This is a genomic window from Mesorhizobium escarrei, assembly GCF_935825525.1.
In the GTDB taxonomy this organism is placed as follows: domain Bacteria; phylum Pseudomonadota; class Alphaproteobacteria; order Rhizobiales; family Rhizobiaceae; genus Mesorhizobium; species Mesorhizobium escarrei.
On the sequence record NZ_CAKXZT010000149.1, the window covers coordinates 20171 to 38663 of the forward strand.

At 58.9% G+C, this 18493-nt stretch carries 19 protein-coding genes and 1 pseudogene; 10 read left to right on the forward strand and 10 right to left on the reverse strand.

Annotated elements, in window-relative coordinates; translation table 11 throughout:
- Positions 1 to 19: 19 nt before the first annotated feature.
- The gene (locus NMG80_RS25940) at positions 20 to 310 is read left to right on the forward strand and encodes a hypothetical protein (RefSeq protein WP_254020749.1); all 291 of its coding nucleotides are present in this window, start codon (positions 20 to 22) and stop codon (positions 308 to 310) included.
- Positions 311 to 555: 245 nt separating this feature from the next.
- On the opposite strand, the gene NMG80_RS25945 is transcribed toward NMG80_RS25940, so the two are convergent.
- From NMG80_RS25945 to NMG80_RS25965, 5 genes are read right to left on the reverse strand one after another with little or no spacing between them, the layout of a single operon-like run.
- The gene (locus NMG80_RS25945) at positions 556 to 2064 is read right to left on the reverse strand and encodes a M81 family metallopeptidase (RefSeq protein ID WP_254020750.1); all 1509 of its coding nucleotides are present in this window, start codon (positions 2062 to 2064) and stop codon (positions 556 to 558) included.
- A gap of 19 nt (positions 2065 to 2083) precedes the next feature.
- Positions 2084 to 3139: an ABC transporter substrate-binding protein gene (locus tag NMG80_RS25950; RefSeq protein ID WP_254020751.1), complete on the reverse strand. Its 1056-nt coding sequence runs from the start codon at positions 3137 to 3139 to the stop codon at positions 2084 to 2086.
- Positions 3140 to 3177: 38 nt separating this feature from the next.
- Positions 3178 to 3972, reverse strand: coding sequence for an ABC transporter permease (locus NMG80_RS25955; protein WP_436798684.1), 795 nt, complete (start codon positions 3970 to 3972; stop codon positions 3178 to 3180).
- Between the two features lie 49 nt (positions 3973 to 4021).
- A complete protein-coding gene (locus NMG80_RS25960; RefSeq protein ID WP_436798681.1) occupies positions 4022 to 4921 on the reverse strand; it encodes an ABC transporter permease in 900 nt (299 codons plus the stop codon).
- A complete protein-coding gene (locus NMG80_RS25965; RefSeq protein WP_254020753.1) occupies positions 4921 to 6024 on the reverse strand; it encodes an ABC transporter ATP-binding protein in 1104 nt (367 codons plus the stop codon). The genes NMG80_RS25960 and NMG80_RS25965 overlap by 1 nt, the downstream gene beginning before the upstream one ends.
- A gap of 248 nt (positions 6025 to 6272) precedes the next feature.
- Here NMG80_RS25965 and NMG80_RS25970 point away from each other — a divergent pair, with 248 nt between their 5' ends.
- The 6 genes and pseudogenes from NMG80_RS25970 to NMG80_RS37985 all read left to right on the forward strand — a co-directional run.
- Entirely contained in the window at positions 6273 to 6977 is a 705-nt protein-coding gene (locus NMG80_RS25970; RefSeq protein ID WP_254020856.1) for a GntR family transcriptional regulator, read from the forward strand.
- A 77-nt stretch (positions 6978 to 7054) separates the two neighbouring features.
- Positions 7055 to 8386, forward strand: coding sequence for an aspartate aminotransferase family protein (locus NMG80_RS25975; protein ID WP_254020754.1), 1332 nt, complete (start codon positions 7055 to 7057; stop codon positions 8384 to 8386).
- A 10-nt stretch (positions 8387 to 8396) separates the two neighbouring features.
- The gene (locus NMG80_RS25980; protein ID WP_254020755.1) at positions 8397 to 10112 is read left to right on the forward strand and encodes an acetolactate synthase catalytic subunit; all 1716 of its coding nucleotides are present in this window, start codon (positions 8397 to 8399) and stop codon (positions 10110 to 10112) included.
- Positions 10109 to 10885 carry a 3-oxoacyl-ACP reductase FabG gene (fabG, locus tag NMG80_RS25985; protein ID WP_254020756.1) on the forward strand — a complete coding sequence of 259 codons (777 nt, stop codon included), beginning with the start codon at positions 10109 to 10111 and terminating at the stop codon, positions 10883 to 10885. Before NMG80_RS25980 ends, fabG begins: the two co-directional genes overlap by 4 nt.
- Before the next feature lie 101 nt (positions 10886 to 10986).
- Complete coding sequence (locus tag NMG80_RS25990; RefSeq protein WP_254020757.1) at positions 10987 to 11730, forward strand: response regulator transcription factor; 744 nt, start codon at positions 10987 to 10989, stop codon at positions 11728 to 11730.
- Between the two features lie 294 nt (positions 11731 to 12024).
- Positions 12025 to 12231: pseudogene (locus NMG80_RS37985) on the forward strand (hypothetical protein); the annotation flags it as partial.
- Between the two features lie 15 nt (positions 12232 to 12246).
- On the opposite strand, the gene NMG80_RS37990 reads toward NMG80_RS37985, so the two are convergent.
- Entirely contained in the window at positions 12247 to 12453 is a 207-nt protein-coding gene (locus NMG80_RS37990) for a hypothetical protein (RefSeq protein ID WP_436798688.1), read from the reverse strand.
- Here NMG80_RS37990 and NMG80_RS37995 point away from each other — a divergent pair.
- Complete coding sequence (locus NMG80_RS37995) at positions 12391 to 12732, forward strand: antitoxin Xre/MbcA/ParS-like domain-containing protein (protein ID WP_436798685.1); 342 nt, start codon at positions 12391 to 12393, stop codon at positions 12730 to 12732. The genes NMG80_RS37990 and NMG80_RS37995 overlap by 63 nt on opposite strands.
- Before the next feature lie 376 nt (positions 12733 to 13108).
- Entirely contained in the window at positions 13109 to 14257 is a 1149-nt protein-coding gene (locus NMG80_RS26000; protein ID WP_254020759.1) for a porin, read from the forward strand.
- Between the two features lie 454 nt (positions 14258 to 14711).
- Here NMG80_RS26000 and NMG80_RS26005 read toward each other — a convergent pair whose 3' ends face one another.
- Positions 14712 to 15026, reverse strand: a complete 315-nt coding sequence (locus tag NMG80_RS26005) for a MarR family transcriptional regulator (protein ID WP_254020760.1) — start codon at positions 15024 to 15026, stop codon at positions 14712 to 14714.
- A 575-nt stretch (positions 15027 to 15601) separates the two neighbouring features.
- On the opposite strand from NMG80_RS26005, the gene NMG80_RS26010 reads away from it, so the two are divergent.
- On the forward strand, positions 15602 to 16018 hold the full coding sequence (locus NMG80_RS26010) for a LysR family transcriptional regulator (RefSeq protein WP_254020761.1): 417 nt from the start codon (positions 15602 to 15604) through the stop codon (positions 16016 to 16018).
- On the opposite strand, the gene NMG80_RS26015 is transcribed toward NMG80_RS26010, so the two are convergent.
- The 3 genes from NMG80_RS26015 to trbG are packed head-to-tail and all read right to left on the reverse strand — an operon-like array spanning position 16010 to position 18455.
- Complete coding sequence (locus NMG80_RS26015; RefSeq protein WP_254020762.1) at positions 16010 to 16237, reverse strand: DUF2274 domain-containing protein; 228 nt, start codon at positions 16235 to 16237, stop codon at positions 16010 to 16012. The genes NMG80_RS26010 and NMG80_RS26015 overlap by 9 nt on opposite strands.
- Entirely contained in the window at positions 16234 to 17448 is a 1215-nt protein-coding gene (locus tag NMG80_RS26020; protein WP_254020763.1) for a TraB/TrbI/VirB10 family type IV secretion system protein, read from the reverse strand. Before NMG80_RS26020 ends, NMG80_RS26015 begins: the two co-directional genes overlap by 4 nt.
- Positions 17445 to 18455, reverse strand: coding sequence for a P-type conjugative transfer protein TrbG (gene trbG, locus NMG80_RS26025; RefSeq protein WP_254020764.1), 1011 nt, complete (start codon positions 18453 to 18455; stop codon positions 17445 to 17447). The genes NMG80_RS26020 and trbG overlap by 4 nt, the downstream gene beginning before the upstream one ends.
- Positions 18456 to 18493: the final 38 nt, after the last annotated feature.

Consider the following 18493-nt stretch of genomic DNA (forward strand, 5'->3'; position numbering starts at 1 on the left):
CAGACGGAAGATTGTGGCAATGACACGCCAATCTATTGCCGAAGATCTTGAAAGCGCCGCCGACCGCATCGCGGATATCTCGCGCGCGGATTTGCAGATTATCCTACGTCGCGCTGCGTTGATGCTCAGGAACGTGGCGGGTGTGCCGCTGGATCCGGCAACCGAAGACGCTCTGAATTCCATAGCTGCCGAGATGAACATCGGCCGGTCAGATCTAATCTGGATCGTGCTGCGCGAATGGCTGGAGACGAACGCCTATCTGCCGGTCCTGTCGATGGATGAGGATGGCGAAACCGACGGTCGCGCGTAAACGCAATCTTCCGCGATCTCCAAAGCCCGCGACTCAACTATCACTGAGGCGCGGCAGACCTGATGGCCCGTCTGGCGGACGCCTTTCAAGCAACCTCCCGCCGAACGGCGTTGGCCTGTCGTCACGTGCGAGCTGCGCTGGCCGGCAAAGTGTGACGGCAGACTCCTGACGTTGTGAGGCTTGCTGCGTCTTCATTCGGCGTTGCCGCACTTGCGCTTTGATTCATCCGATCCGAAGGCCGCAGATTACGATGCCGCTCTGTCGAAGATGCGCACATTGACCGCGGGAGCAACAGTATCGTGTTCCGGCCAGAACCGGGCCTTGCGGTAGAAAAGCGAACCCTTGGTATAATATCCGACCCCTGGCGTGCGAACCAAAAGCGGGGTGGCTGCGGCGCCGAAATTCAGCTTGAAATGGTATCCAGATTTGACGACGAAAAAATCGCGTGAGGCGAGCTCGATGCCTTGGCTCGCGAAAACGGCTGGGTCGTGACTGAACGCTGCCTTGGCCGTCAAAACGATGAGCAGCCGATTATCAATCTCCACAAGGGCGGTCCGTCCCATGCTTGAAGGTTCGCCGCCTTGAAAGGGACCGGCCAATGTAAAGTCGCCGCTGCTCAGGTGGATGACTTTGCCGGTGATCGGCAGAGAGTTGAAGCCTGGTGTGATACGGCCACCTACCGCGCAGGAGACGATGTTGCCCACGCCAGCTTCAAAGGCGATATCGACGGCGTGGGGATCTGTGATTGGGATTGCCCCGCGCAAACCGTCACGGCGACGCAACGCAGCTTCCAGGATCGCGGTACTGTCTCCAGGCGCGCCAGCAAGCACACGGTCTCCCATGTCGGCGAGGACGAAAGGCCGGTGAGAAGTCGCTGCAGCAACTGTGTCGAGTGCCTCACCAATCGACAACAAATCGTCGGCGAAACGGGCCCGCTTTTCCCAGAAGGCGCGGGCGAGTGTCTCCGCCACGAGCTCGCCTTTCGAGCCGGCATCATTCGTCAGGACGACGGCCGCTTGGCCGATGTCCTCATCGTCTGCGTAGCGGAATACGTTAAAGAGCGAGACATCCCAAATTGCTGGACATTCCTTCGTGGCAACGCGCGCCTGGTCGTGAATCTCGCGCAGAGGGCCTGTTGCTGTTTCTGCCGCGCCTGGCAGGATCATCGGAATCTTGGCCATGGCGGTCACAGGACGCAAGGACCCGTTCAGCATCGCCAATAGATAGGCGGCGACCTTCTCACCGCATTCGATGACGTCGGAGTGCGGATTTTCCTTGCAGGCAATACAGATATCGACGGCAGCCAACATGGCATCCGTGACGTGCGCATGAAGATCCAGCCCGACACCGATCGGAACCTTTTCGCCAACGGCGGCTCGGAGCCCGGCGAGGAGATCGCCTTCAGCGTCCTCAACCAGCGTGGTCCCCATGGCGCCATGCAGCTCGAGCGCAATAGCATCAGGTTTGAGAGCGATGGCATCCGAGATCAGACGCTCCTTCACCTTGAGGAAAAAAGCATGATCGACCAGCCCGCTTGGAGGCGCGACCACCGAAAGGCTGGGCAGAATGTCTACCTGCTCTTTCGAGAGTTGTTGAATAATACCGGCCAGCGTCGAGCCCGAAGTCGCGGCGGCTGTCAGCAGCTCGTCGCCCTCAGAGATCTGGAAATCAGCCGCTGAGGTCGGCTGCGGATTAAACCCATTCGACTCGTGCCAGATCCGTGCAACCAGGATTCGCGGCGCAGATTTTTTCATGGTCAAACCTCCCGTTTATTCACTGCTGAATCCAAGCGTTCCATCGCTCAAGCAAAACGGCGGCGTTGGCGTTGATCCATTTGGCGTCTGGAGTGACAGGAGTGTTTTGGGGATCTGTCGTACTCGGCATGTCGGCGCGCGCTTGCGGGGACATCAGCTTGATGGCCGCGCCGCTTGGAGGCTTGCAGGACAAAGCTTCGCAGACCTTCGCCTGCGCGGCTGGCGTGTTCAGCCAGTATTCGGCAAGTTTGAGCGCGTTCACGCGATGCGGTGCGTTCTTGATCAGTGCGATGCGGTCTCCGACGAGAAAAGATGCGGCGTGTGACCATGCAATCGGCAGACCTTCGCTTTTCAGGGCCTTGGCGCGGGTCATCCAGATTTGACCGATGACATATTCGCCATTGCGAAAACCCTGCATGCTTTGATCGCCGGTCTTCCACCACAGCGCCACCGCTGGTCGGATTTGTTCGAGCTTCGCCAAGGCACGGTCGATATCGAGCGGAAACAGCTCTTCTGGACTCACACCGTCGGCAAGCAGGGCCGCCGCCATGACGCGCCAGGGGTCATTGAAATCGGGAAAGGACCGGCCGCCCGGGAATTTCTGGACGTCCCACATGTCTGCCCAAGTCCTTGGGGTTGCACCGGCGAAGGCATCCGACCGGAACGCCAGAAGGGTCGAATTCGAGAGCAACCGAACACCCGTCGCGTTACAGGCGTCGGGATCCAGGTCAGTGTGTGTGGAAAATCCCTTGCAAAACTCCGAAAGGTTCTCGGCGTAGAGCAAATGTTGCTCGGAAGCCGCCTGTATTTCGCCTTGCAGGTAAAGGTCCCAGCTGACATTGCCAGTCTTGACCATCGCGGCAGCCTTGGCGCGCATCTCAGCGTTGGTGGCTGCAACGGTGACCACCTCAATGCCCGTCTGCGCTGTGAAGGGATCGAACCAGGCCTCTCGCAGTGCCTTTTCGTAAGCGCCACCGGTTGTCGCGACCACGATCTGCTCGGCGGCGGCACTGTGTCCAAGGACGGCCAAACATGCAGCTGTCGTTGCGATCAATTTCTGGAAAGTCCAAGGCATCGAAATTCCTCCCGCGTCTGGTTTTGGGTAGCCAATCTTTAATGCTGCCGGGTAGTGGCCCTAATGGCTGCCATCAGCAGCAGGGACACGCCGGCCAGCAGCGTCGAGACTGCGGCAATCACTGGCGTGAGATTGAAATCGATGTCCTCGAACATCTTCCGGCTGATGGTTTTGCCGCCTGTATCGGAAATGAAGAACGCCACCGTCGCTTCGTCAAAGGAAGACAGAAAGGCGAACACTGCCGCGACAGCGACCGAAGGCGAGATATTTGGGAGCACAATGAGCAGAAACGATCGCGTCCGACTGGCCCCACAACTAAGCGCAGCAAGTTCCAGCGTGAAATCGAACCGTTGCAGCGCAGCCGTCACGGTGATCAGCACGTAGGGAACGGCAAGCACGGTGTGGGCAAGAAGGAATCCCACGAAGTTTCCTGTCAGCTCCAGGGGCGCGAAAATCAAATAGAGTGCCACACCGAAGACGACATGGGGGACGACCATGGGCCCAAGCGAGAGTGCCTGAAGGGCTTGCTTGCCGGGCAGATCCCCACGCGTCAGGGCGATTGCCGCAAGCGTGCCGATAACCGTTGCGGCAAGACTGGTTGCAAGCGCGATTTTCAGGCTGAACCAAGTTGCGGCCATCCAGTCCGGGTCGGACAGGTATTCGCGATACCAGTGCAGGGTCAGCTGCCGGGGCGGAAACTCGATGTGATTGGCGGTCCCCAGCGAGATCGGCAAAATGACCAGGGTGGGCAGGACAAGGTAAAAGAGGATCAGCGCGAGCACCGCGCCTTGCAGCAGAACGGCGACGGTAGCCGCCCAAGGCCTGTGCCAAATGGTGGCGCAACTGCCGGCCAAAGGGCTCGCCAGGCGGTGAGATCTGGTTTCAATCAACACTTGCAAATCCTTTGGATATGGAAAAGGCCTGGCGGAAAACCAGCACCATCGTCAGCGTCGCGATCAGCAACGTCGTTGAGAGGGCGGCAGCGAAGGGCCAGTCGAGAAGGACGGTCGCTTGTTGGCCGATCAGTGTCGCGACAATGAGGGTGCCTGGTCCGCCGACCAGTGCCGGAGTGATGTAAAAGCCGAGTGCGAGGATGAAACACATGACGCATCCGGCAAAGACGCCTGGCAGGCTGAGCGGCAGGGTGACGCGCAGGAATGCCGTTGACGCCCCTGCCCCAAGAGTACGGGCGGCGCAGACATATTCTTGCGGGATCGACCGTAGCGCCGCGAAGATCGGCAAGATCATGAATGGCAGAAGAACGTGGGTCATTGCCACGATGACCGCCCCTTCATTGTAGATGAGTTTGAGGGGCGCTTCGACCATTCCGAGCTCCGTCATGGCATTGTTGGCCACGCCATTTCGCTGCAGGAGCACGATCCAGGCATAGGAGCGTACGAGCACCGGCGACCACAGAGCGATAAACACCGCAGCCGCCGCAGCCGCCGCCAGGCGCCGTTTGAGGCTCGCCATTGCAAGGGCGACCGGATAGCCAAGCAGGAACGAGGCGATGGTGACGAACAGAGCTATTTTGAACGTCCGCGCCATGACCGAAAGATAAATCGGCTGCTCGATGATCTTCCGGTATGAACTGAGGTCCAGCTCTGGCGTAAACAGACTCAGCTTGATCAGCAATCCAATCGGATACAGAAATCCAATCGACAACAGCAGCAGCAACGGAGCGATCAGTGCAAGCGACAACGGGCGTGAGTAGCGGCTCGCCGAGCCGCCGGGTCGCCTGAAGCTCTGATCGTTTGGCCTGGAAAGGACGCTAGCCATCATCAGGCCTCAGGCGCTGCAAAGACATGGAAGTCTTCTTTGGCGGCATGCAAGCCAACGCTTTCACCCCGCCTGAAAGGTCCGACCGAAGTGGAAGCCGGCAGCTGGATCTGCACGATCGGCTGACCGATTGTGGCAAGGCGCACGAGGTAGAGGCGGAACGCACCGACAAAGATTTCCGCGTCGATATGGCCGGGTATGGCAGTTGCTGAATCTGGCTGTGCGAAAGACAGGCTTTCTGGCCGGACCGCGAGTTTGACGCGTTGACCCTGCTGCAGGCGGTCTGCCCCGTCCGAGGAAGGAGATGAGGCGGCGACGGTGATGCTGTCCGATATGCGGATGTGGCAAGTGCCGGCTTCGTCCCGTTGGCATTCGCCGTCGACGAAATTCATCTTGCCGACGAACTGCGCGACAAAGGGTGACTGCGGTCTATGGTAGATCTCCACCGGACTGCCAAGCTGGACAAGAGTGCCACCAGACATGACGGCCACTCGGTCGGACAAGGTCATTGCTTCGTCCTGGTCGTGGGTGACGTAGACGACGGTAGCGCCGAGCTTGGACTGGATCCGCTTGATTTCGAGCTGCATGGCTTCGCGCAAGTTTTTGTCGAGAGCGCCGAGTGGTTCGTCCATCAGCAGGACAGGTGGTTCGCACACCAACGCTCGGGCGACCGCAACGCGTTGCTGCTGGCCGCCCGAAAGCTGATTTGGGTAGCGGTCGTCGAAACCGACCAGCTGCACCAGATCGAGAATCCGCCTAACACGATCTTTGATCGCTGGACGATCGAATCGGCGCATTCGCAAAGGGAAGGCGACGTTCTGGTGGACGGTCATATGCGGAAACAGCGCATATTTCTGAAAAACCATACCGATGTTGCGGCGGTTGGGCGCGGCTGCGGTGACATCGCGGCCGCCAATCGAGATCTGACCAGAGCTCGGCGCCTCGAACCCGGCAATCATGGTCAGCAATGTCGTCTTGCCTGACCCCGACGGTCCCAGCACTGAGACGAACTCGCCTGGTGCGATGTTGAACGATACGTCTTCAACGGCAACGGTCCGCCCAAAACGCTTGCTGAGAGATTGGAGAGTTAGCGTTTCGCCGATCAAGCTGGTGGTCCTCCGTGCGAAGAATGCGGCTCGCCACCTGACCGTTGGTCAAGATCCGAAGCCCTTATCGATGCCGCCCGTGCAAGCCCGCATACGGCCTTGACACCAGCTCCGAGTGTCGCCGCCCCAAAACTGCGGGACGCGAGAGCGGAAATATGTTATTCAGATGTCACACAAACTTCACTTCGACTTCACAGTTCGAATTTGATGCAACAAAAAATTCACTCTGTCAACTTCAGGATTTCTTGATGGCCTCCAGCACTCAGCTCGTCATAGAGGACGACCGGCAGCCGGCCCGTCTCGGTGATCGCGTGTACCAGCAGATCAAGGAAAAATTGATCCGGGGCGCATATGAGCCCGGCGACAAGCTGACGGTTCGCGGCCTAGCCGAGGATCTGAGGGTGAGTTCCACGCCGGCGCGGGATGCCATCAATCGCCTGGCCCTCGAAGGGGCGCTGGTCTATGCCGGGCCAAAGACAGTCATTGTTCCCCATCTAGAACCACAAGCCCTTGAAGAAATTACGCTTATGCGCCTGGCTCTCGAGGGCCTAGCTGCCGAGAAAGCCGCCGCTCGTGTGGTCGACGAGGACATCGAGGCGCTTAAGGAGATGCAACTGCAAATCAACGCCGGCCTTGACGAAAGGCGATACGCGGAGGCGCTTTGGAGCAATAAGGAGTTCCACTTTTTGATCTACAAGCTGTGTGGCATGCCTTATCTGCTCGCGACGATCGAGACGTTGTGGCTAAGAATCGGGGCCTCGTTCAACGATCTCTATCCTGAATTTGCCGAAGCCAAATATGGTGTCCACAACCACATGGCTGCCATAGAAGGATTGGTCGAACGTGACGGCAGCGCTGTTCGCGCGGCGATCGAAAGCGACATCCGGGACGGCTATCGACGCATCAAACGCGCCAATCGCGAGCGACACGCAGGTCGATCGCGGCCAGCGTGACGTTTTTATGTTGCGTCAATGCAAATTGTGTGTTTTTTGTTGCAACATAAATGCAGTTGCGGCGGGAGACCCTCACGATGTTCGTACAACACGATGCTCCGGATGAACCTCGTGGAGCGTCCAATCTGCTCTTCGATCGCGGACTTCGCGTTTTTCCCGATGGCACGACGCGAGTCACCGTCGAGCGTGATCCGGTCCCGCGCTATGCGAAGGCGGGTCGGGGCGCCTACCTGGAAGACGTAGACGGCAACCGTCTTCTGGACCTGAACAACAACTTCACCACGCTTATTCACGGTCACGCCTACGCGCCGATCGTGGAAGCCGTTTCGTCGCAGCTTGCCTGCGGAAGCTGCTTTGCGAACCCGACCGAGCATGAAATCAATCTTGCCGAACTGCTGATCGATCGTATTCCGTCGGTTGAACGAGTTCGCTTCGTCAACAGTGGCACCGAAGCCGTGATGTTCGCAATAAAGGCAGCGCGTGCATTCACGGACAGGCCTGCCATCGCCCGTATCGAAGGGTCTTTTCACGGCGCCTACGACTGGGCAGAGATCGGCCAGGCAGGAACACCTTCTACTTGGGGACCACCAGAAGATCCGGTGCCAGTCCCGCTATATGCGGGCGTCCCGGCGGCTGTCGCAGATGACGTGCTCGTTTTGCGGTTCAACGATATTGAGGGTTTGCAGCGCCTGGGGGATGCCGCCGACAGACTGTCATGTATCCTTATCGATCCCATGCCCAGTCGCGCCGGTCTGATTGCCGCAGATTCCGATTATCTGAAGGCCGTGACGGCATCGGCACGCAGGAGTGGCGTCCTCATCATCGCCGATGAGGTGCTCAACCTGCGCCAAGGCTACCAAGGCGCATCGGCCCGATATGGACTTGAGCCTGACCTTGTCGCTATGGGCAAGATCATTGGCGGTGGCTTTCCCATAGGTGCCATCGGCGGTCGGGAAGACGTAATGCGCGTTTTCGGCACGCAGCAGGCCAAAGGAAGCCTACCGCAAGGAGGCACGTTTTCGGCCAACCCGGTTTCGATGCTCGCCGGCTACATAGCCATGCAGGCGTTGACGAAGGACGAATTCGATCGGCTCGAACGACTGGGCAACCAAGTCAGGGCCGGTCTATCGGATACAATCAAGCGACATGGCGCACGGTTTTCGGTAACTGGCGCCGCTTCGCTTTTCCGGATCCATCCGAAGGAAAACCCACCGCGCGAGTTCAGACAAGCGTTCTGCAATGGGGACGAGGCAGAGACGTTGATGAGATTGCATCGACATTTCCTGGCGTCCGGCATCCTCCTGCCAAATGGTGCAGCGGCCTCGTTGTCGACGCCCATGGGAGTGACAGAAATGACCATGATTGTCGACTGCTTCGACGGTTTTCTCAGCCAAGCAAACCAACGATGAAGTGGGGCTAATGTCAGTAGATCTCTCCAACACGGTTGCCGGCCGCATTGCGCTGGCACTGAGACGCCATGACGTCTCTCATATTTTCGCACAGAGCTTGCCATCGGCGGTCATCCTGGCGGCCGAAGCTTTGGGAATCCGGCAGATCGCCTACAGGCAGGAAAACATGGGCGGCGCCATGGCGGATGGGTATGCCCGCCGCTCTGGCAAAATCGGCGTGGTGGCCGCGCAAAATGGGCCAGCCGCCACGCTGCTGGTTCCTCCCTTGTCTGAGGCGCTCAAGGCCAGCATACCGGTCGTGGCGATCGTGCAGGATGTCGAGCGCGACCAAGCCGACCGCAATGCTTTTCAGGAACTCGATCATCTGGGGCTATTTCAATCCTGCACCAAGTGGGTGCGCAAGGTTGTGGTGCCGGAGCGGATCGAAGATTACGTCGACGCTGCGTTCGCCATTGCAGGGTCAGGGCGACCGGGTCCCACCGCACTCGTGCTGCCGGCAGACCTCTTGCGCGCAAACTGGATTGGCGCGGAATTCCAGCGAACTGCCAATCTCGGCCACTGGCCAATCGATAGATTGCGCCCTTCTGAACGCGATGTCATCGTTGCGGCCCGACTTTTGAGCGAAGCACGATCGCCGGTCGTCATAGCCGGAGGCGGTGTGCATGCGAGCGGGGCGTCAGTCGAACTTGCCTTGTTTCAGGACGAATGCGCACTTCCTGTTTTCACGACCTTCATGGGCAAGGGAGTGGTCGACGAATTTCATGAGCTCTCGGCCGGAGTGCTTGGTTCTCTTGTCGGGCCGTGTTCCCTAGGGCGTCATTCGGTGGCGCTGTTGAAGGATGCAGACGTCATTTTGCTGGTCGGCACCCGGACTAACCAAAACGGAACGGACAGCTGGACCCAAATATCTGCTGACAAGGCGATCATCCACATTGATGTGGATCCGGCGGAGGTTGGCCGCACCTATGAAGCAAAGGTGCGCCTGGTCGGCGACGCTGCCGAGACCCTGTGCGCGTTGCGCAAAGCCCTTTGCCAATCCGATCTTTCGCGACGGCGCGCCGCCAGGAGCCTGATCGCAAGCCGTATTGGCAGCTTCTGGACGCAATTTCATAACGAGCTTTCAAGCCGCCTTGAAAAGCGCTCGGGGCCGATCCGCCCCGAGCGGGTTATGGCCGAACTGCAGGCGCAGATTTCGCCGGAGACGACCATCGTAGCCGACGCCAGCTATTCATCGATGTGGGTCGCCGGCCAGCTTCGGGCGTTGTCGCCGGGGATGCGGTTTTTGACCCCTCGTGGTCTGGCCGGGCTGGGGTGGGGAATTCCACTCGCCATCGGGGCAAAGGCCGCGCGACCGGAACACCCGGTGGTGGTCATCGTTGGCGACGGTGGATTTGCACACAGTTGGGCCGAGCTTGAGACCATGGTTCGCTGCAAACTTCCAATTACGGTGGTTGTACTCAACAACGGCATTCTCGGCTTTCAGCGAGATGCCGAGTCAGTCAAGTTCGGTGCCTTCACGAGTGCGTGTCACTTGGGTCAGGTCGATCATGCAATGATCGCGAGGGCTTGCGGCTGCACGGCGGTTCGGATTGAATCGGCGGACCAGATTTCTGATGCGTTGCGGGCCGGCATGGCTGCAAATTCTCCTTTTGTCATTGAAGTCATGACCGACCCAGCTGCTCATCCGCCTCTATCGCTGTTTGCGGAGGTCGACGCCGCAGCATGATCGATGGCAGCGAACCGCAGATCGCCGTGATCACCGGCGGCACGACCGGGATAGGACTCGCGACCGCGCGTCGGCTTCTTTCTCGAAATTACCTGGTTGCGGTGTTCAGCCAGCGCCAGGAAAGCGTCGAGGCTGCGCGCGACGAATTGGCCAAAGAGTTCGGTACGGAGCGGATCTTCGCCCGACCCGTCGACTTGGCAATGCCGGCGCAGATTGAAGCGTTTTTCGTTGCACTTGGCGCAAGATGGGGCACGCCGCACGCACTGGTCTGCAACGCAGGTGTTTCGCCCAAGGGAACTGACGGTGCCACTCCCTTTAACGAGATCCAGTTGAAAGAGTGGAACGAAGTCTTGGCTGTCAATCTGACCGGAGCGATGCTCTGCTGCCAGGCAGTCGGCCCAGCCATGATGGAGCGCGGTTTCGGCCGTATCGTTATGATCGGCTCGGTCGCAGCGCGCACGCGGCCCAAAATTGCTGGGGCGAGCTACGTCGCCTCAAAGGCTGCGCTGTCGGGACTGACCAAATCGTTGGTTACTAACTATGCGCCTTTTGGCATCACCGTGAATGTGGTCGCGCCGGGCCGGATCCTGACAAACATGGCTGGAGAACCGGACACTCCCACCAACAGGGCAGCACTTGCTGCTATTCCGGCCGGTAGACTCGGCCAGCCCGATGACGTTGCGGCCGTCGTCGAGTTTCTGATCTCTCACGAAGCCGGATTTGTGAATGGCGCGGTCGTGGACGTCAATGGCGGAGAATTCCTGCCTCTGTAGGTGTGCTGATCGAGGCCATCTGGCGAGCAGACGGGAGCGGGTGCGAAATGATGACGACGTGAAAATGCGAGAATGTGCCTAACGCTACGGGAGGTGATAAAATGAAACCTGTTGTGGTCTTGAGCTCTGAAGACGCAGAATTCTGCTTTCTTCTCCAATACATCCTTGAGGCCGAGGGGTATGCGGTGTGTCTGGCTAGCAAACCGGCTCAGGTGGTCCGTCTTGCGGATCACCCCAATACGCATGCCATCCTTCTTGATTGCTCGTCGAACAACCTCGATGCGATATGTGAAGGACTGAGACGCAGCGCCCTAACTGGCCGCATTCCGATTGCGGCACTGGTTGGCGCCAACAGCGATCGTCACATCGAACTGATCGAAGCGGGTATCGATGAAAGCCTTGTCCGTCCCTTGGCGCCCGCCAGACTTCTGCAGTTTCTCAAGACAGGTGCGACGAGTGGTCTACCTGGCGAGGGTCTCGGCCAATTGGGATCAGGTAGGACGCTGCGACAGCTCGAGATCGAAATGAACCTTGCCAGCCAAAGGGTCAGATGCAATGGGCGGCCGCTGGATCTGGCGCCGATCGGGTTCCGGCTGTTGCAGTGTTTTCTCCAGTTTCCGAACACGGTGCACAGCAGATCATCGCTCATCGCAGCGGCATGGCGCGGAACGAGACCCGTCGATCCGCGTACGGTCGACGTTCATATCGGGCGATTGAGGCAGGCGTTGCGACAATTGAGCGGTTACGATGCAATTCGAACGGTCCGCACGGCCGGTTACATGTTGGAAACCCGCGCGGGCCGCAGCGCGCGGCCATCCCGCCATATGCGGGCTGTAGAGGGGTAATTTGTTCGAAGCTCTATTTTGTCTTCCGGATTGGTGTCGAATCCTCGTCACCTGTCGTACCGGTTGGGCGGGAGCGCATGGTTTTTTCAATCTTCCGATCAGCTCCACGCGTTACGATTCGATAACCGCAACGTCATCTCTGACGAAACCAAGGTCGCCGGTGCGTCTCTACAAGCAGATCCGGTCATCGACAGACGCAAAGGCAGACGGGACGTGCCTCGTTTCATAATATTCCACCCCTGAGCTTCGCTCATGACTCTGCTTCTCCCGTATTCAGCGTCGGCGTGACACTGCATGATTGAGCGGCCAAGCTCCGATCCCAAATACCAACTGGATGAATTCGAGACCTTCATAGCGTTGGAGGTTGAGCGTGCCTTGGCTCGGCGCGACCAATCGAGAAAAACCGCTGTCTCAGCTGGCAAGATCGCTGGCGGCGTTGCTGCGGCAGTGGCGCTTCTTGCACCCGTCCATTTGCGCGCCATTGACAGTATGCAGGACGACTTGCCCAGACTGGCGTCAGAGTTTGTGCGATCGCTTGCGGTCAGGGCGATGCTTCGTTCGGAAATGATCGTCGTAAGCCAAGCGCAACATCCCGCCGCCGCCCCAGTCGCAGGTGACCCTTTCCAGGACCTGCCGGATCAGAAAGACCGCCTTGAAACGATGTTGATCGAAGACTGGGCTGGGCAGGTCGTGGGGCAGACGTATTTGGAAGAACAGCTTCATATACCCCGATCGACACTCCACCTGTGGAGGCGGCACAATGAGGTCGTCGCATTGCGGGTGGGGAGCCGCAAACATGTCTTTCCCTTGGCCCAATTCGTAGATGGCAGGCCCGTTCCTGGAATAAGGGACGTGCTCTCCTGCATTGCGAACCCACGGCGAGCGTGGTTCTGGCTGAATAGCCCTTCGTCCTGTCTCGACGGCCGGACCCCCATTGCCATGCTCCGGCAAGATTTTGTCGCAGAGGTCGTCTCAGCCTTGAGCCGCAACGCGTCATTCTAAAAGCACCACTGAGAGCTGCTGCAACAGTAACTCCTATAGGCACCGCGATCCTTTGTCGCCGCTTGATCTATCGGTCGGATATTTCTGGCGACGTCGATAGTGCACGAATAGCACAAAGTATACAAACTGCACGTTCTAAACTTGTTGAACAATATTCATGATGTATTGTGTCATTTAAGCAACGAAGCTTTCTCATGCTCAATAAAATTTACTTACGTCTCGGTTAATTAATTGAATTTCGACGAGATCTAAACTTCATTTAGATTCCGAGAAAGGCACGGGAACCCGCCTTTCTCAATCGCAGGACGGGTGGGCACGCTGTGCTTCGGCATAAAGGCCCGGACCCTTTTTTTAAAAACTTTTGGAGGGTACGAACATGAACCTTAAGAGCCTTCTTCTTGGATCTGCTGCGGCGCTGGTTGCCGTTTCCGATGCGCGCGCCGCCGACGCTGTCGTCGTCGCCGAGCCGGAAGCCGCTGAATACGTCCGGATCTGCGACGTCTACGGTGCTGGCTACTTCTACATCCCCGGCACCGAGACCTGCCTGCGCATCGGCGGCTATGTCCGTTACGACATCGCCGCCGGCGACGCTGGTTCGTTTGATGGCGCTAACCATGTTCCAGACCGGATGGGCAACGGCACCAACTCTGCCTGGGAAAAGAATGCGCGCTTCACGCTGAAGACCTGGACCGGTCAACAAACCGAGCTCGGCGCTTTGAAGACCTATACCGAGGCCCGCATCAACTTCGGCAATAATGGCGGTGACTATGCCACAGGAGGCACCAACTGGCAGGCCCGCGACAAGGGTCTGACGTTGAACTTTGCCTGGATCCAGCTCGGCGGGCTGCGCGCCGGCAAGGACGAATCGGCGTTCGATACGTTCATTGGCTATGCCGGCAGTGTCATCAACGATACGCTGATCCCCTATGGTGGATTGGGCACCAACGTCGTCCAGTATTATTTTGAGGCCAGCAACGGCTTTTCGTCCGTGATTTCGCTCGAACAAGGGTCAGGCGTGGTTGGCACGATCGATAGCTACGTTCCGCATGTCGTCGGCGGTTTGAAGTTTGCGCGGGCCTGGGGTGCGGTAACCGGCGTGGTAGCTTACGACAGCAACTATGAAGAGGTGGCCGGGAAGGTTCGCCTCGACGTTACGCCGATGCAGAATCTGTCGCTGTTCATCATGGCCGGCTATGGCACCGACGACAACCTCCTGGACGACTTGAACAACACAATCGACGCCAACGGCCGCGGCTTTTACAAGCAATGGGGTGGCAACTGGGCGATCTGGGGTGGCGGCACCTACAAGATCAACCAGAAGACTTCGTTCAATGTCCAGATCTCCTATGACCACGACAAGAATTTTGCGGTCGCGACGAACATTGCATATGAAATCGTGCCGGGCTTCAAAGTCACGGGCGAAATTGACTATCTTGAGGTGGGGTCAAAGGACACGTACAACTGGACCGACGCCACCGACAAATCCAACATCGGCGGCATTGTCCGCTTTCAGCGCTCGTTCTAACAGACCAGCACGCGTGGCAGAGATGGCCCACAATGACAACTTGGGCCATCTCGGCTTGGCACTCTGCCGCTCACGACCCGAATCTAAAGATCTGAAGCTTGGGCCCGGATGTCTGGCTGCCACGAGAGGCCCGCACACGCCGATGATCGTGACGACTATTGCGCCACGGGAAACGACTGTTTTGTTTACGCAACATCTTTTGAAGCCTGCCTTCATGACGTTCGAGAGCACATCATGACGCTGCGACAGGATTCCTATGTCGGCGTTCGGATCGGATGCCATTGTAGCCCTAGCCTATGGTCAATGCCGGCGGCATCAGCATCACCCATTTAGGGATTAGCCCAGGGCTCAACCTCGTAGTCCATAGATTTTCAGCGGAGGACAATCCGGCGCGTGATCTGTCTGCCTTAAGACATATTCGGCATGACATCGCGCCGTTTGCACCGGGACTGCTTTATTTTTCTTTGCGAGGTGACCGCTCGAACTGTCGGATCTGTTCGAAGATCGTTTCGGGGATCGAAAATCGTCGCGCCTTACCACGTCCAAGGGTATTCCTGACCTCAACTTCATCCAGCAGCCTGCGTTTGACCAAACATGCGATAGTCTCATAGACGCCACCGCGCGTGAGCCCAGTCTCGGCCGTTATTGCGGCAAGGGTCAGCGGCTGGTTGCCGACATGCATGCAATAAAGGACGCTCATCAAGCCGACCTGCTTTAGCCGGGACGAAGCGGTCTCGTCCTCCAACGGATTGTCCATGATTTCGCGCATGACGAAGGCGGTGAACGACAATGCGCGCCAGCTGCTGTCCAATGCTCTTGAAACCATATTTACTGCTTTATATAAGACAGTTAAATGTTATCAGATGGCTTTGTAAATAGGAACACCGCATCTTTATTAGCCATGTATAAATTACCAATTCAAGCACCCTGTCGCCGGCGCGACCTCGCTGACTGCTCACAGATTGTTCTGCAGCAGAGTGTTGCGCTTGACGAAGCTCTCCTGGCCACCGGTTTGACCAGGTTATTTCAACCAGCGCGAAATAGGGTCAGCGCGTTCAGCGCACCTTCACGAAGCAACGTCCGGAGCACAGCCGGATCAATGAAGCCGTCATTGGCTCGCGGCCTCACCCAAACGGTGGCTGTCCCCGCGAGCTTTGATAAGCGGCCTTTGGCTAGAGTGCGCGATATGCGTAAGGCGAGCACCAGGCTGGCGCAGCCTACAATTGAAGCTTGTGAGGTGGCCTGAGGAGCGCGCCGCCCAGATATTTCAAGCCGGTGAGAGAGCGAACCATCTCTCGAGCCGTGATCCGACGAGCCAGATGGCGTCAAGACGAAGGAAGGGAGATGCGACGAGTCCAGCTTATTACGCTCGATTGCGCACTCGTTGTCGCCGAAGAAGGGAGTTTTCTCGGCGCTTCTCGACGTGTGGGTATCCACCATTCAGCTCTGAGCCGGCGAATTCGAGACCTAGAGCATTCGCTTGGAACGGTGCTGTTCGAGCGCCACGCAGGCGGTGTCCGACCAACCCCAGCCGGCATGAGACTCCTGCACAACCTTCGTCGCGTCCTGGCCGATCTCGACGGCACGCTTGCCTTCGCAGAGACGACCGGAGGAGCACAAGCTGGCGCCCTGTTTATCGACTTCGATGCATCCGAGCACGCTATCGAATTCCTGCATGCAGTTGCCGAATTCGTTCGGAGCAGGCCGGATGTCGCCCTCAGCTTCATGGAAGCGAAGCGGACCGCGGGCCGCCTATCGTGACTTGGTTTGGCGTCGAGCTCGGCTGAAGGCGCGGTCCGTGGTCATGAATCGTTGCAGCATCGGTGCAACCAGCTTCGTCGGATCGGCAATGGTCTGGTCAGTCTCTTGGCCGAGCACTTCGGCATAGGCGACAAGATCGCGGTGGACAGCGGCAGGCAATTCGATCGTGACCTTGACCGGCCGATCATCGGGAATGGAGGAGAGTTTCAATCTGGTCATGATGGAGCCTTCGATGCGCCGTACGGCGCAAGAACTAGGTCGCGATTGACGATCACGCGAACCGGGAAACCGGGCCGGACGGTGAGTGTCGGCTGGATATCAAGTTGACGGCGCACGATCTGCTGGCCGACCTCGGACGCCGAATCCTGCGCGCTCTCGCGGATGGCTTTCGCGATATCGCTCTCATCATCGCTGGAACCAAGTTCAGTGCCGACGCCCAGCAAGGTCGAGAGCGCTGCGGCGCGGAAGAGCTGGCCCCAGTGATGGTCTACCTCGTCCTCGAGACCGGAGAAACCTTCAGCGTCCGCGCCCGGTTGACGCTCCAGCACGATCGAGGTGCCGTCGGGCATGATGAGCCGATTCCAGACCAGCAGCACGCGGGACTGGCCGAAGGCGACCTGGCTGTCGTACTGGCCGATCAACCTCGCACCCTGCGGGATAAGGAGGTACGATCCTGTCGGGCTGTCGTAGACGTTCTGTGTAATTTGAGCGGTGACCTCGCCCGGAAGGTCGGAACGGATACCGGTGATGAGAGCGGCCGCAATGACGGAGCCGGCCTGCACGACATAAGGCGAAGCCTTCTGAGCAAGACGATCAGGACTGACGGTGCGGCGATCCACCTCCGCGTTGACGAAGGCGAGCTTGCGGTCCTGCATGTTTTGCGCGGAGCCCGGCTCGAGCGGCGGCTGTTCGGTCGGTGGGATCGAGCCGGAAATGGTGTCGGCGATTGTCTTTCCTACGCCAGCATCCTGTCGCGCCGGGTTTGCCTGCGCATTGGTGTCAGTAAAGAGCTTTGCTACGCGCGCGGCCTCGATCTCGGCAAGCCGGCGCTGTTCGTCCGGGTCGGCGCGCGGTGTGCTGACGCTGGGCACCTCGACCGGCTGTCCGCGCTCCCGCGCGCGTAGTATTGGCCGTCCAAGATCGCCCGGCAATGGCGGACCGAGCTGGGGGATGCCAGAGTAATCCTTCGGCAGCATATCCAGGCCGTCAGCCGTCGTGCGATTTTCAATGGTGAAGAGCTCGGAGGGCTGCTCGTTGCCGCGCCGTCTGGTGTCGAGCGCCCAGATCAATGTGCCGAGGATCGCAACGCTGGCGACGCCGCCCAGCCCGATGAGTACCTTGCGCGAAAGGCGCGTGACCCTGGCGGGCTCGGGCCGCAAGCGCAGCTCCTCCCTGATGTCATGGTTTGGGGTATTTGGGGCGTCGCTCATCGGAACAGTCCCGCCCTGCGCTGCGGTTTTCCGTCGGTGCGCACGATCCTGACGCGCTTCTCGCTTGTCTTGTCGCCGAGCCTGAGTTCGGCGGCGGCGAACAGCCGGTCGACAATGTAATAATTCTGACGCGCGCGGTAGTTGACCAGTTCAGAGCCGCCCGATGGGCCGACGACAAACAGCGGCGGCATTTCGCCCTGCGCAATGCCCGACGGAAACTCGATATAGACTTTTGCGCCGTCGTCGAAGGCGCGGAGCGGCTTCCAGGGTGCAGCGTCGCCCTCGATGCGATAGCGGAAGTTGAGCTTCTGAATGTCGACTCCGGACGCGACCGGTTGGGCAGCGGCAGCCTGCGTGTTCTGGCGCCGTAGCGCGATCAGTTGATCCTGCGGATATTGCCAGGACACGGACGCCATATAAGTTTTTTCAGTTGATCGCAGCTCGAGATGGTAGGTGCGGCGGTCGCTGTTGATGACGAGATTGGTCTGCAGATTGGGCCGCGTCGGTTTGACCAGAATGTGGACCTGCTGCCGATCCCCCGTCCCACTCTGCGTATCGCCGATGATCCAGCGCACCGTGTCGCCGGCAGCGACTGGCCCAGTGCCGACGAGTTGCTCGCCGGGCTGGAGTGCGATGTCGGTGACCTGGCCAGGTGCGGCATAGATCTGATAGAGCGCGCCCTCGCTCCAGGGATAGAGCTGGATCGCATTGACGAAACCGTCGCGGACGGGCTGCATTCGTGCAGCCTCATTGGCTTGGCTGACCCGCTGTTTCGGATCGCCCGACTCTGAGTTCATTTTGCCGCTCTCGAGCGGCTTCAACTGGCCGGGAAGCGGGAGCGGTTTCGGCAGCTCCACCACCTTCACCGGACCAGGCGGGTCGACCTTCTGCACCGCAGGCTTGGCATCATCATATTGGATCTCGGGCGGAATGTATTTTTTCGAGGCGCAGCCTCCCAGCGCGGTCGCCGACAGCAGTATCAGGGCCAACACACGCGCCTGTGTCATGGTGCGGGCGGTGCGTCTTGTCGTTTTGCATATTCGTG